The 12951-nt window shown below is 71.8% G+C and carries 12 protein-coding genes; 5 read left to right on the top strand and 7 right to left on the bottom strand.

Annotated elements, in window-relative coordinates; translation table 11 throughout:
- Positions 1-121: 121 nt before the first annotated feature.
- Together ACIBFB_RS19685 and ilvD are read left to right on the top strand one after the other, a co-directional pair.
- Positions 122-946 carry a nuclease-related domain-containing protein gene (locus tag ACIBFB_RS19685; protein WP_397232093.1) on the top strand — a complete coding sequence of 275 codons (825 nt, stop codon included), beginning with the start codon at positions 122-124 and terminating at the stop codon, positions 944-946.
- Between the two features lie 197 nt (positions 947-1143).
- On the top strand, positions 1144-3006 hold the full coding sequence (ilvD, locus tag ACIBFB_RS19690) for a dihydroxy-acid dehydratase (protein ID WP_397232095.1): 1863 nt from the start codon (positions 1144-1146) through the stop codon (positions 3004-3006).
- 65 nt (positions 3007-3071) lie between these two features.
- Here ilvD and ACIBFB_RS19695 read toward each other — a convergent pair whose 3' ends face one another.
- Both ACIBFB_RS19695 and ACIBFB_RS19700 read right to left on the bottom strand, forming a co-directional pair.
- The gene (locus tag ACIBFB_RS19695; RefSeq protein WP_397232097.1) at positions 3072-3278 is read right to left on the bottom strand and encodes a zinc ribbon domain-containing protein; all 207 of its coding nucleotides are present in this window, start codon (positions 3276-3278) and stop codon (positions 3072-3074) included.
- A gap of 106 nt (positions 3279-3384) precedes the next feature.
- On the bottom strand, positions 3385-3885 hold the full coding sequence (locus ACIBFB_RS19700; protein ID WP_017600919.1) for an HNH endonuclease: 501 nt from the start codon (positions 3883-3885) through the stop codon (positions 3385-3387).
- A gap of 378 nt (positions 3886-4263) precedes the next feature.
- On the opposite strand from ACIBFB_RS19700, the gene ACIBFB_RS19705 reads away from it, so the two are divergent.
- Together ACIBFB_RS19705 and ACIBFB_RS19710 are read left to right on the top strand one after the other, a co-directional pair.
- Positions 4264-6357, top strand: coding sequence for a prolyl oligopeptidase family protein (locus tag ACIBFB_RS19705; protein ID WP_397232099.1), 2094 nt, complete (start codon positions 4264-4266; stop codon positions 6355-6357).
- Positions 6358-6503: 146 nt separating this feature from the next.
- Positions 6504-6947: an acyl-CoA thioesterase gene (locus tag ACIBFB_RS19710; protein ID WP_397232101.1), complete on the top strand. Its 444-nt coding sequence runs from the start codon at positions 6504-6506 to the stop codon at positions 6945-6947.
- Between the two features lie 16 nt (positions 6948-6963).
- Here ACIBFB_RS19710 and ACIBFB_RS19715 read toward each other — a convergent pair whose 3' ends face one another.
- From ACIBFB_RS19715 to ACIBFB_RS19730, 4 genes are all read right to left on the bottom strand, one after another.
- Positions 6964-7488, bottom strand: coding sequence for a globin (locus ACIBFB_RS19715; protein ID WP_397232103.1), 525 nt, complete (start codon positions 7486-7488; stop codon positions 6964-6966).
- Positions 7489-7590: 102 nt separating this feature from the next.
- Positions 7591-8355, bottom strand: a complete 765-nt coding sequence (locus tag ACIBFB_RS19720) for an arginase family protein (protein WP_397232105.1) — start codon at positions 8353-8355, stop codon at positions 7591-7593.
- A gap of 123 nt (positions 8356-8478) precedes the next feature.
- Complete coding sequence (gene ettA / locus ACIBFB_RS19725) at positions 8479-10143, bottom strand: energy-dependent translational throttle protein EttA (RefSeq protein ID WP_397232107.1); 1665 nt, start codon at positions 10141-10143, stop codon at positions 8479-8481.
- A 150-nt stretch (positions 10144-10293) separates the two neighbouring features.
- Positions 10294-11268 (bottom strand): GlxA family transcriptional regulator, encoded by a 975-nt coding sequence (locus ACIBFB_RS19730; RefSeq protein WP_397232109.1) that lies wholly within the window; start codon positions 11266-11268, stop codon positions 10294-10296.
- A gap of 71 nt (positions 11269-11339) precedes the next feature.
- Here ACIBFB_RS19730 and ACIBFB_RS19735 point away from each other — a divergent pair, with 71 nt between their 5' ends.
- Positions 11340-12413, top strand: coding sequence for a saccharopine dehydrogenase NADP-binding domain-containing protein (locus tag ACIBFB_RS19735; RefSeq protein WP_397232111.1), 1074 nt, complete (start codon positions 11340-11342; stop codon positions 12411-12413).
- A 108-nt stretch (positions 12414-12521) separates the two neighbouring features.
- On the opposite strand, the gene ACIBFB_RS19740 is transcribed toward ACIBFB_RS19735, so the two are convergent.
- Positions 12522-12860 (bottom strand): hypothetical protein, encoded by a 339-nt coding sequence (locus tag ACIBFB_RS19740; RefSeq protein WP_397232113.1) that lies wholly within the window; start codon positions 12858-12860, stop codon positions 12522-12524.
- Positions 12861-12951: the final 91 nt, after the last annotated feature.

A 12951-nucleotide genomic window follows, 5' to 3' on the forward strand; every position in this document is an offset into this window, starting at 1 on the left:
CGGTCTTCTCTAGAGAGACTGTCGAACCGGTGATCCTTCCCTTGCCCCGCGTCGCGAACACGTATGCGTCCAGCGGAACGGGGGAAGAAAAATGTGAGAAGTCATGCACTAGGACTCGGATATGGATGGAACTAACCTGTCCGACGTGGAATCGGCAACGACAGCGAACGAACGCACCCAACCGAGCGACGCGACGACACACAGCCCCGAAGAGCTCTTTTTCCCTCATCAACGGAAGAAGAATGACAATTCGGGCGCTAAGGCGCTCTACGGAACACTGAAGTCCAACGAGACCGCGCGCAAGTGGTCCCTCCGCGCGGCCGTCGCCGCGCTGGTCGCCATGGCCTTCGGACTGCTCACCGCCGACTGGCGGATCGGGGTCACCCTCGGTCTGGGCGCCCTGGTCGGCATCACCGTCTACGCCGCCCGGCGCGAGTCCGAGGTTCCCCGGTGGCGCAGGCCCTCGGCGGCCCAGCGCAAGACCGAGGTCCAGCTCCGGGTGATGAAGCAGCTCGGCTACCGCGTCCTGCACGCCCGCGCGGTCCCCGGCGGCAACGGGCAGATCGACCACTTCATCGTGGGCCGTCGCGGCGCGTTCGCGATCGACTCCGAGTCGTGGGACCGGCGCCTGCCCCTGCGCAACAAGCTGGAGAAGCTCTACCACGGGCGGTTCAGCAAGAACGAGCGGATCGACGAGGCGCTGGAGGAGGCCAAGCGGGCCGAGGAACTCATCAGCAAGGAACTGGGCCGCGAGATCTCGGTGCGCGCCTCCCTCGCCATCTACGGCCCCGGGATGCCCTGGGACAGCCACCGGCTGCGCGGCGTCGACATCATCACCGGCACCAAGGTCCGCAAGTGGCTGCGCACGGGCCGGGACCGTCTGGACGAGCGCGAGATCGAGGAGATCTACGAGGCCGCCAAGAAGGCGCTTCCGCCCCGGTACTGAACAGCTCGGGAACTCGTCCAGGGAGGACCCGGGAGGGACCACGGCGCCGTGGTCCCTCCCGGGTCCTCCGCGTGCGGCGGGAAAACACCCTGCCATCTCACGATTCGGACATCGTGTCTTCGGATTCGAGACCGAAGCACGCCCGCGGGGCGACTACCATCGAAGGGAAACACCCGGAACCGATGGGAGTCCACCCCATGCCCGCGCTACGCTCACGCACGGTCACACACGGCAGGAACATGGCAGGCGCGCGCGCCCTCATGCGCGCCACCGGCGTGGAGCGCGAGGACTTCGGCAAGCCCATCGTGGCCGTGGCCAACAGCTTCACCCAGTTCGTCCCGGGCCACGTCCACCTGCGCGAGGTCGCCGAGGTCGTCGCCGCGGCGATCCGCGAGGCGGGCGGAGTGCCGCGCGAGTTCAACTCCATCGCCGTCGACGACGGCATCGCCATGGGCCACGGCGGCATGCTCTACTCCCTGCCCAGCCGCGAGCTCATCGCCGACTCGGTCGAGTACATGGTCAACGCGCACTGCGCGGACGCCCTGGTGTGCGTCTCCAACTGCGACAAGATCACGCCCGGCATGCTGCTCGCCGCGCTGCGGCTCAACATCCCCACCGTGTTCGTCTCCGGCGGCCCCATGGAGGCGGGCAAGGTCACCGTGGTCGACGGCGCCGCCACCACGGTCCGCAAGCTCGACCTCATCAACCCGATGATCGCCGCGGCCGACGAGAGCGTCTCCCAGGCGGAGCTGGACGAGATGGAGGAGGCGGCCTGCCCGACCTGCGGCTCCTGCTCGGGCATGTTCACCGCCAACTCGATGAACTGCCTGACCGAGGCGATCGGTCTGGCCCTGCCGGGCAACGGCACCGTCCTGGCCACCCACACCGCGCGCCGCGCCCTGTACGAGGACGCCGGACGCCTGGTCGTCGAGGCCGCCAAGCGCTACTACGAGGACGACGACGAGTCCGTCCTGCCGCTGTCCATCGCCACCCCGGCCGCCTTCGGCAACGCCATGGCCCTGGACGTCGCCATGGGCGGCTCCACCAACACGATCCTGCACCTGCTGGCCGCCGCCACCGAGGCGGGCGTCGGCTTCGGGCTCCCGGAGATCGACGACGTCTCCCGCCGCGTGCCGTGCCTGTGCAAGGTCGCGCCGAACACGGAGAAGTACCACATCGAGGACGTCCACCGGGCGGGCGGCATCCCCGCCATCCTCGGCGAGCTGGCGCGGGGCGGCCTGCTGGACACCTCCCTGCCCACCGTCCACGGCAAGACCGTCGGCGAGTTCATCGCCGAGTGGGACATCGCCGGCGGCACCGCCACCGACGAGGCCGTGGAGCTGTTCCACGCCGCGCCGGGCGGGAAGCGCACCACCAAGGCGTACTCGCAGAGCACCCGCTGGGACAGCCTGGACACCGACCGGGAGAAGGGCTGCATCCGCTCCGTGCCGCACGCCTACACCAAGGACGGCGGGCTGGCGGTGCTCTTCGGCAACCTCGCCCCGGACGGCGCCATCGTCAAGACCGCCGGTGTGGAGGAGGAGCTGTGGACCTTCTCCGGGCCCGCGAAGGTGTTCGAGTCCCAGGAGGACGCCGTCGACGGCATCCTGTCCAAGCAGGTCGGGCCCGGTGACGTGGTCGTCATCCGCTACGAGGGCCCCAAGGGCGGTCCCGGCATGCAGGAGATGCTGTACCCGACGAGCTTCCTCAAGGGCCGGGGTCTGGGCAAGGCCTGCGCGCTCATCACCGACGGCCGCTTCTCCGGCGGCACGTCGGGCCTGTCCATCGGGCACGCCTCTCCCGAGGCGGCCGCCGGCGGCGACATCGCGCTGGTCGAGGACGGCGACATCATCACCATCGACATCCCGGGCCGCGGGCTCGTGCTGGAGGTCCCCGCGGACGAGCTCGACGCCCGCCGCGAGCGACTGATCAAGGAGCTGGGCCGCTTCCAGCCGCGCGACCGCGAGCGCCCGGTGACGGCCGCGCTGCGCGCCTACGCCGCGATGGCCACCTCGGCCTCGACCGGCGCCGCGCGCGACGTGTCGCAGATCGAACGCTAGGACGGCACCGGAGCCGTCGCCCCGTGTGGCAGGGCCCCGGCCCTGGACCGGCGGTCCCGTACCGCTCAGGAGCAGCAGCCGCCCCCGCAGCACCCTCCGCCACCGGAGGGCGCGGGGGCGGCGGCGCGTCCGCCCACGGCCACGGTGGACAGCAGGCGCACCGTGTCGTCGTGGCCGTGCGGGCAGTCGGCGGGATCGCCGGCGCGGGCCATCGGGCGGGAGACCTCGAAGGCGGTGCCGCACTCGCGGCAGCGGAACTCGTATCTGGGCATGCGGTCAGAATACGGCCGCCCTCCGTCTCCCGGGCACCGGGCGCGACGAAGGGCGAGGGGGCCGCCGCGGGGCCGGTCGGGGACGCGTGGCCCCGGCCCCGGGGCGTCAGGCCGCCAGGTGAGCCATGTAGGGCTCCCACTGCGGGTCGCCGTGCAGGTCACCGTTGATCAGTCGCCAGTGCGGACCCTTGGGCACCTTGGGGGTGATGTGCAGCTCCCATCCGAGTTCGTCCAGGAACTTGTCGGCCTTGCGGTGGTTGCACGGCTTGCACGCCGCCACCACGTTCTCCCACACGTGCGCCCCGCCGCGGCTGCGGGGGATCACGTGGTCGATCGTCTCGGCCTTCTTCCCGCAGTAACCGCACGTGTGCCGGTCCCTGCGCATGAGCGCCACCCGCGTCAGCGGCACCCTGCGACCGTAGGGGACGCTGATGTAGCGTCTGAGCCGGATGACCGACGGCACGTTGTACGACCGGGTCGCCGAGTGGAGCACCGCTCCGGCCTCGTCCCCGTGCACGACCTCGGCCTTCTCCCGAAGCACGAGCAGAATCGCCCTGCGCAGCGGCAGAGTCGTCAGTGGTTCGAAGCTGGCGTTGAGCAGCAGCACGTGTCGGCGGGCGGTCGGTGGGCCGCCCTCCCGGCTGCCTCGGGCGCTCATCGCTCCGCCCCGGCCGTCGCGCTTCGCGGCCGTGTCTCCTCCCCGGCCAGCCGTTCGGCCAGCCAGGAAACCTCCCTGTTCACCGATCCTCGGATCGGTGGTTCCGTACGCCTTGCCACACGGACCTCCCGGTGGTTCCCGCCGAGTTGCGTCCCGCATTCAGTGTGCGTGGTCGGACGGCCTCGGCGCCACCCCAATTTTCGTCAGGACGCCCGGAAAGCGCGGGTCGTGGCTTTCCTCCACCCATTGTGCGCCCCCCAAACCACGTTTCACGGTGCCGCCGCGCCGAACACCGGGCGTGAGATATCGGTGGATAGGGTGCGAAGTATGCGTGAACTTCGCTACCCGCCAGCAGAGCGGCTGGACATCATCGAGACCCTGCACGGCCACGCCGTCGCCGACCCCTACCGGTGGCTGGAGGACCCGCAGACGGCCGCGACCAAGGAGTGGTCCACCGCCCAGGACACCCTCTACTCCGAGGCACGCCCACGGTTCCGGGCGCGCGAGTGGTTCGGCGAGCAGGTCCGGTCACTCATGGACGCCGGACACGTCGGCGCCCCCGTGTGGCGGGGCGAGCGCCACTTCTTCACCCACCGCACCGCGGACCAGGAGCACGGCGTCCTGCTCGTCCAGGACGGCGACGGCCCCGAACGCGTCCTGCTCGACCCCGGGGCCCTGGACCCGAGCGGGCTGACCACCCTGGACTCCTGGAAACCGGACCGCTCCGGGCGGCTGCTCGCCTACCAGCTCTCCGAGGCCGGCGACGAGGAGTCGATCCTGCGGATCATGGACGTCGGGACCGGTGAGACCGTCGACGGGCCGATCGACCGCACGCGCTACAGTCCGATCGCGTGGCTCCCGGACTCCTCGGCCTTCTACTACGTCCGGCGGCTGCCCGCCGACGAGGTCCCCGAGGGCGAGGAGAGCTACCACAGACGCGTCTACCTGCACCGCCTCGGCACCCCCACCGACGAGGACGTCCTCGTCTTCGGCCAGGACCGCGACAAGACCGAGTACTTCAGCGTCACCGTGAGCCGCGACGGGCGCTGGCTCGTCCTGCTCGCCGTGCGCGGCACCTCCTCGGCCACCGACATGTGGATCGCCGACCTGACCGAGGGCGACCTGGGCTCCCCCAGGCTCGTGCCCATCCAGGAGGGCGTCGACGCCACCCTGTCCGCCCACGTCGGCCGGGACGGACGCCTGTACCTGTACACCGACCGCGACGCCCCCCGCGGCCGACTGTGCGTGGCCGACCCGACCGCGCCCGGGTACGAGCACTGGACCACGCTGGTCCCCGAGGACGCCGAGGCGGTCCTGGAGGACTTCGCGATCCTCGACGGGCCCGGCATGGACCGTCCGGAGATGCTGGTCGCCTGGAGCCACCACGCCGTCAGCGAGGTCACACGCCACGACCTGGCCAGCGGCGAGCGGCTCGGCTCGCTGGAGATGCCGGGCCTGGGTTCGGTCGGCGTGCTCATGGAACGGCCCGAGGGCGGGCACGAGGCCTGGTTCGGCTACACCGACAGCACCCACCCGTCCTCGGTGTACCGGTACGACGCGCGCGCCGGCGCCGTGCGCCTCTGGGCGGAGGCGCCCGGCACGGTCGCCACGCCCGACGTCCGCGCCGAACTGGTGACGTTCACGTCCAAGGACGGCACCCCCGTGCGCATGCTCGTGGTCTCCCCCGCCGAACCCGCGGACGGCCCCCGGCCGACCGTCCTCTACGGCTACGGCGGCTTCCGCATCTCCCTGACCCCCTCCTACTCCGCCTCGGTCCTGGCCTGGGTGCGCGCCGGAGGCGTGTACGCCACGGCCAACCTGCGCGGCGGGCTGGAGGAGGGAGAGGAGTGGCACCGCGACGGGATGCTCGCCAGGAAGCAGAACGTGTTCGACGACTGCGCGGCCGCCGCCGAACACCTGGTCGAGACGGGTGTGACCACGCCCGGCCAGCTCGCGGTCATGGGCGGGAGCAACGGCGGCCTGCTGGTCGGCGCGATGATCACCCAGCGCCCGGACCTGTTCGCCGCCGCGGTGTGCTCCGCCCCGCTGCTCGACATGGTGCGCTACGAGGGCTTCGGCCTGGGCCAGCTGTGGAACGTCGAGTACGGGAGCGCCGACGAACCGGAGGAGCTGGGGTGGCTGCTGGGGTACTCCCCGTACCACAACGTGCGTGAGGGCACCCGCTACCCGGCGACGCTGTTCACCGTCTTCGACAACGACACCCGCGTGGACCCCATGCACGCGCGCAAGCTGTGCGCGCTGATGCAGTGGGCCACGTCGGCGTCCCCGGACGAGCGTCCGGTCCTGCTGCGGCGCGAGTCGGAGGTCGGCCACAGCTCGCGGTCGGTGAGCCGGAGCGTGGCGCTCAGCGCCGAGCAGCTCGCCTTCCTCGCCCACCACCTGGGGGCGTCGGTGCCCTGACCGGCGGTCCGACCAGCGCTTCCGACCGGCGGGGGAGACCCGCGCCACAGCGCTGGTGGACGGGCGGTCGAACACTCTCCTGGGGCGGTTGGGACAATCGAGGTCGTCCACCCCCCAGGAGAGCCGCCCATGAGAGGAACCACGACGTGACCCAGATCGAGGCCGGAGGCAACGGGACCGGGACCGTGCCTCGGCGGCACGTGCACCTCGCCCAGGTCCGCTACGCCGACCTTGACCCCCAGCACCACGTCAACAACGTGCGGATGCTCACCTACCTGGAGGACGCGCGGGTCTCCTTCCTGCGCTACGGCGGCGGGGTCGACGCGGGCGAGGAGGTCTTCGGCGCCATGGTCGTGGCCCGCCAGGAGGCGGACTACGTGGCGCCGCTGCTGCCCCGCAAGGATCCGGTGCGGGTGGAGCTGTGGGTGACCGAGGTCCGCAACGCGAGCTGCACGCTCGCCTACGAGATCCGCGACGACACGACGGTGTACCTGCGCGCCAGGACGGTGCTGGTCGGGTTCGACGTGCCCACCCAGAGCGCGCGGCGGCTCGACGACACCGAGCGCGCCTACCTCGCCCAGTACGCCTGAGGGCGTCCGGGCGCGGCTACTTCAGGGAGACGGAGACGGTCTCGCCCCCGTCGCCGTCACGGCGCTGCTCGGCGGACACGGCGATGGACGTCGGCTCGGCCACGACCGGGGGCGCGGCCTCCTCGGGCACGTTGACCATGCTGTGCGCGGCCATGACCATGTACTCCCACATCTGCCGGTCCAGGGCCTCGTGCAACCCCAGCGAGTCCATCGCGGCGCGCATGAGCTCCAACCAGCGGTCGCGCTCGGCGGCGCCGATCCGGAACGGGAAGTGCCGCATCCGCAGCCGCGGGTGGCCGCGCTGCTCGTTGTAGGTACGCGGGCCGCCCCAGTACTGGATCAAAAAGAGGCGCAGGCGCTCCTCGGCGGGGCCGAGGTCCTGCTCGGGGTACATGGGCCGCAGCAGGGGGTCGGCTGCGACGCCCTCGTAGAAGTGGCGGACCAGGCGGGTGAAGGTCTCCTCGCCACCCACGGCGTCGTAGAACGTCGTCTGCACCGGCCCCTCGCCCTGCTTGTGGTGGTCATCTCGCGCGGAAGTCATCGCCCACCAGGGTATGCGACATCCCCGGCGACGGTCAGGGGGCCGAGGCGACGGGAATATCCGCGCCCCGGCCGGTCCGTCCGACGGCGGCTGCTCCGGCGGTCAGGCGCCGCCCCGCACGAGGGCGGCGAGCAGCCTGGCGCGGACGCCGCCGGGCAGGTCCTCGTCGCGGTCTGGCCGCCAGGTGCAGCCGATGCTCACGGCGGCCACGCGGCCGGTGTCCCGAATCCGGCCGACGGCCCCGACGACGGCGTCGGCGCTCGGCCCGCCGGGCGTGGGGAAGAGCATCCCGGGCACTTCGCCGGGGTCGATGACGTCCAGGTCCACGTGGAGCAGGAGCGGCCCGTCGGGGAGGTCCTCCGGCCCGACGTCGGCGACGGCCCGCTGCCGGATGGCCGACCCGCGCAGGTACTCGGCTTCGGGCGGGTCCAGGTCGCGTCCGTCCACGAGGACGAGGCGCCCCTCGGGGATCTCCCGCAGACCCAGGCGGTCGGTCGCGGGGTCGGGCCGGTACCCGGCCAGCACACGCAGTGGGATCCCGCCCGCGTATCCGGAGGCGCTGGTCTCCATCGTCTGGACGTCCCCGTGCGCGTCGAACCACACGACGGACGGATCCATGCCCGCCCGCTGCAGTCCGGCGGCGGTCCCGAGCGCCACCATGCAGTCACCGGACAGGACCGTGGGGACCCGACCGGCACGGACGTGGTCCGCGACGCGCTCGGCGACGGCCTCGTGCAGGACCGCCATGCGCGTCCACACGTCGGCGTCCGGCAACTCCGCGACCACCCTCTCGGCATGCCCGCGCCACGGAGGCCGGAAGTCGGGCATGTACTCGTCGAGGTGGTAGGGCGCCCACAGAATCGTCATGCAGGGACGATACCGACATACGCGGCAGCCGGTACACCCCGTTTCCACCGCCCCGGGGCCGCCGTGGAACACGGAAGGCCCCGCGGACCGGAACCGGTCCGCGGGGCCTCGAACCCGTCGGGATCAGCTGCGGGTGAGCTTGCGGTGCGTGACCGCGTGCGGGCGCGCGGCCTCGGGGCCCAGACGCTCGATCTTGTTCTGCTCGTAGGACTCGAAGTTGCCCTCGAACCAGAACCAGTTGGCGCCGCCCTCCCACGCGAGGATGTGCGTGGCGACGCGGTCGAGGAACCAGCGGTCGTGGGAGGTGATCACGGCGCAGCCGGGGAAGTCCAGCAGCGCGTTCTCCAGCGACCCCAGGGTCTCCACGTCCAGGTCGTTGGTGGGCTCGTCCAGGAGCAGGAGGTTGCCGCCCTGCTTGAGGGTGAGCGCCAGGTTGACGCGGTTGCGCTCGCCGCCGGAGAGCACTCCGGAGGGCTTCTGCTGGTCCGAACCCTTGAAGCCGAACGCGGCGACGTAGGCGCGGCTGGGGATCTCGACCTTGCCGACCTCGATGAAGGTCTCGCCGTCGGAGATGGTCTCCCAGACGTTCTTGGTGTCGTCGATCCGGCCGCGGTACTGGTCGACGTAGGAGATGTCGACGGTGTCGCCGACGTTGATCCTGCCGTCGTCGGGGGTCTCCTCGCCGACGATCATCTTGAACAGGGTCGTCTTACCGACACCGTTGGGGCCGATGACGCCGACGATGCCGTTCGGCGGGAGCGAGAAGCTCAGGTCCTCGATCAGGACGCGGTCGTCGAAGCCCTTGGTGAGGTTCTTGACCTCCACGACCGTGTTGCCCAGGCGCGGACCCGGCGGGATCTGGATCTCCTCGAAGTCCAGCTTGCGGGTCTTGTCGGCCTCGGCCGCCATCTGTTCGTAGCGCTGGAGACGGGCCTTGCTCTTGGTCTGGCGGGCCTTGGCGTTGGAGCGGACCCACTCCAGTTCCTCCTTGAGGCGCTTGGAGCGCTTCGCGTCCTTTTGCCCCTCGACCTTCAGACGGGTCTGCTTGGTCTCCAGGTAGGTGCTGTAGTTGCCCTCGTAGGGGTAGAACTGGCCGCGGTCCAGCTCCAGGATCCACGTGGCGACGTGATCGAGGAAGTACCGGTCGTGGGTGATCGCGACGATGGTGCCGGGGTACTTGGCCAGGTGCTGTTCCAGCCAGTTCACGCTCTCGGCGTCGAGGTGGTTGGTGGGCTCGTCGAGCAGCAGCAGGTCGGGCTGTTCGAGCAGCAGCTTGCACAGGGCGACGCGGCGCTTCTCACCACCGGACAGCTGGGTGACGGAGGCGTCGCCGGGCGGGCAGCGCAGGGCGTCCATCGCCTGCGCGAGCTGGCTGTCGAGGTCCCAGGCATTGCGGTGGTCGAGCTGCTCCTGGAGCCTGCCCATCTCCTCCAACAGGTCGTCGGAGTAGTCGGTCGCCATCTGCTCGGCGATCTCGTTGAAGCGGGTCAGCATCGCCTTGGTCTCGGCGACACCGTCCTCGACGTTCTCCAGGACGGTCTTGTCCGCGTCGAGCTGGGGTTCCTGGGCGAGCAGCCCGACGGTGAACCCGGGCATCAGTCGCGCCTCACCGTTGGACGGCTGCTCGATGCCGGCCAGGATCTTCAGCAGCGTCGACTTACCCGCACCGTTGGGCCCCACGACGCCGATCTTGGCTCCGGGCAGGAACGACCCCGAAACATTGTCAAGGACGACCTTGTCGCCGTGCGCCTTGCGCACGTTTTGCATGGTGTAGATGTACTCCGGCATGTCTTCCAGACTAGGGTGTCGGCGCCTGTGCCGAGACCTGTGGGATCACGTGACGCGACCGCGTTCCAGGGCCCGGCGGGTCACGCACTGGAACGCGCCACGGCGGCCCGGTCTTCCCGCGAACGCGAATCCGCGCGAAAGGGTTCGGCGTCAGGTCGGGGAATCCCCGTCCACGCCCCGGCGGGACGCCCGGAAGGCGGCGCGGTAGGCGATCGGGCTCACCCCGACCAGCCGGTGGAAATGGCGGCGCAGCGTGGCCGCGCTGCCCATGCCGCAGCGGGCCGCGACCTGCTCCACCGTGGCGTCGGTGCCCTCCAACAGCTCCCGGGCCAGGCCGACGCGCTCGCGGTGCAGCCAGGCGAGCGGGGCGGCCCCGGTCTCGGCGCGCATGCGCCGGGCCAGTTGGCGGGGGCCCAGGCCCGCGCGCCGGGCCAGGTCCTCCACGGTCAGGGGCCGCGCCAGGCGGGCACGGGCCCACTCCAGAGCCCCGCCCAGACCGTCGGGAGAGCGGGGGACGGTCGGCGGTGCGATGAACTGCGCCTGTCCTCCCGGGCGGTGCGCGGGGGCGACCAGGCGGCGGGCCAGACCGTTGGCCGCGGCGGCCCCGTGGTCGCAACGCACCAGGTGCAGGCACAGGTCCAGCGCCGCGGTCTTGCCCGCCGAGGTGAGGATCCGCCCGTTGTCGGTGTAGAGCACGTCCGCGCGCACCTCGACGCGCGGATGGAGCCGTGCCAGCTCCTCGGCGTGCATCCAGTGTGTGGTGGCGCCGCGGCCGTCGAGCAGCCCGGTGTCGGCGAGCAGGAAGGCCCCGGTGCACAGCGACACGATCCGGGCCCCTGCCCCGTGGGCGGCGCGCACGGCCGCCAGGAATCCGGGGTCGGGCTCCGCCCCCGGCAGGTCGGTCGCGGGCACGACCACGGTGTCCACCGCGGTCAGATCCGCCAGCGGGCGCCCCGGAACCCCCGGCAGCAGGGGCGAGGCCGTGCCGTCGGCGGTGTGGGCGGTCAGCCGGTACCAGTCGCCGTCGGCGGACAGGTCGGACCGGTCCACCCCGAAGACCTCGGCGGCGATCGCCGTCTCGTAGGGCATCGTGCGCTCGTGGACGGCGATCCCGACCCTGTGCATGTCGGAAATTGTACGCATCACGTCGGATCGGACACTAGCCCGCGGTCCGTCCCAGGGCGAAGACTGGACCCATGGAATCGCCGAACGAGAACCCGCGAGCGCGCGGGAGGGTGCTGGTCTACGGCGCCTACGGCCACACCGGCCGCTTCGTGGTCACCGAACTGCTGCGCCGCGGCCTGGAACCGGTGCTGTCCGGGCGGGATCCGGAGCGGCTCGCCGCACTGGTCGGCCGCCACCCCGGTCTGGAGGCGCGCCCGGCCCGCGTCGGGGACGCGGGCGCTCTGGAGAGGGCGGTCAGGGGCACCGCGGCCGTGGTCAACTGCGCCGGTCCGTTCCTGGACACCACCGGTCCGCTGGCGACCGCCGCCGTACGTGCCGGAGCCCACTACCTCGACGTGACCGCCGAGCAGCCCGCGGTGCGGGCCGCCTACGACGCCCACGGGGCGGCCGCCGCCGCGGCGGGCGTGGCGGTGCTGCCCGCGATGGCCTTCTACGGCGGGCTCGCCGACCTGCTGGCCAGCGCCGCGGCCGACGGCGGACCGGTGGACTCGGTCACGGTGGCCGTCGGCCTGGACCGGTGGTGGCCCACCGAGGGGACGCGCGTCACCGGTCAGCGCAACACCGCGCCCCGGCTGGTCGTCGCCGACGGGCGGACCGTGCCGCTGGACGCGGGCCAGGACGCACGCACCTGGGAGTTCCCCGCCCCGTTGGGCCAGCACGAGGTCGTGCCCCTGCCCTTCTCCGAGGTCATCACCATGCACCGCCACCTGGGGGCGCGGCGGATCGACTCCTACCTGAGCCGGGGTCCCCTGGCCGCGCTGCGCGACCCGGCCACCCCCGGTCCGGAGCCGGTCGACGCCGCCGGGCGCTCGGCGCAGCGGTTCGCCGTGGACGTCAGGGTCCGAGTGGACGGAACCGAGCGCCGGGCCCTGGCCACCGGCCAGGACATCTACGCGGTGTCCGCCCCGCTGGTGGTCGAGGCGGTGGTGCGCCTGCTGGACGGCCGCGGTCGCGCCGCCGGGGCCCTCGCCCCCGGACAGGCCTTCGACGCCGCTGACTTCCTGGCGGCGCTGTCGCCCGAACCGCTGCGTGTCGAGTACGCCGTTGACGCCGCCCTCGTCCCGGAACCCTCACCAGGGGGTTGATCCTCGCGCACGGCCCTGCCGGAGACGTCGCGCAACGGCAGCAGGGGGACCCGCCCACTGGCATGGTCCCCTCCGCGCTCCCGGCGGGCGTCCTCGTCCCGGCACCCCCTACCGCCCCCGCCTGCGCGGCAACGGGGGCACGAACCCGGCGCGGGTCCCGATCACCCGGTCCACGAGGACGTCGATCCGGTCGCGCTGGACGTAGCGCCACGTCCCGGCGCGGTCCTGCCATCCCCAGGTCCAGCCGTCCTTCAGCCCGAGGGCGACGTCGCCCACGTAGCCGGGGCCGACCAGCGCGCGGTCGACGTCGGCGCCCCGGGTCCAGGGGAAGCGCCGCCACTCCAGGGTGAAGGCCAGGCCTCGCGAGGAGAGGAAGGCGTCGCGCGCCCTCTCGAAGGGGTCGGGAGGGGTGCCCGGCTGCGTTCGGAACTGCTCGGTGTCGTTCATGGACCAAGCGTCCGGCGAGAGCCCGGAACTTGCACAGCGACTGATCTGATTCCGCTGTTTCCCGGCTAGGAATGGGATGCACTGGCTACCA

This window comes from Nocardiopsis sp. NPDC050513 (assembly GCF_044457925.1).
GTDB lineage: Bacteria > Actinomycetota > Actinomycetes > Streptosporangiales > Streptosporangiaceae > Nocardiopsis.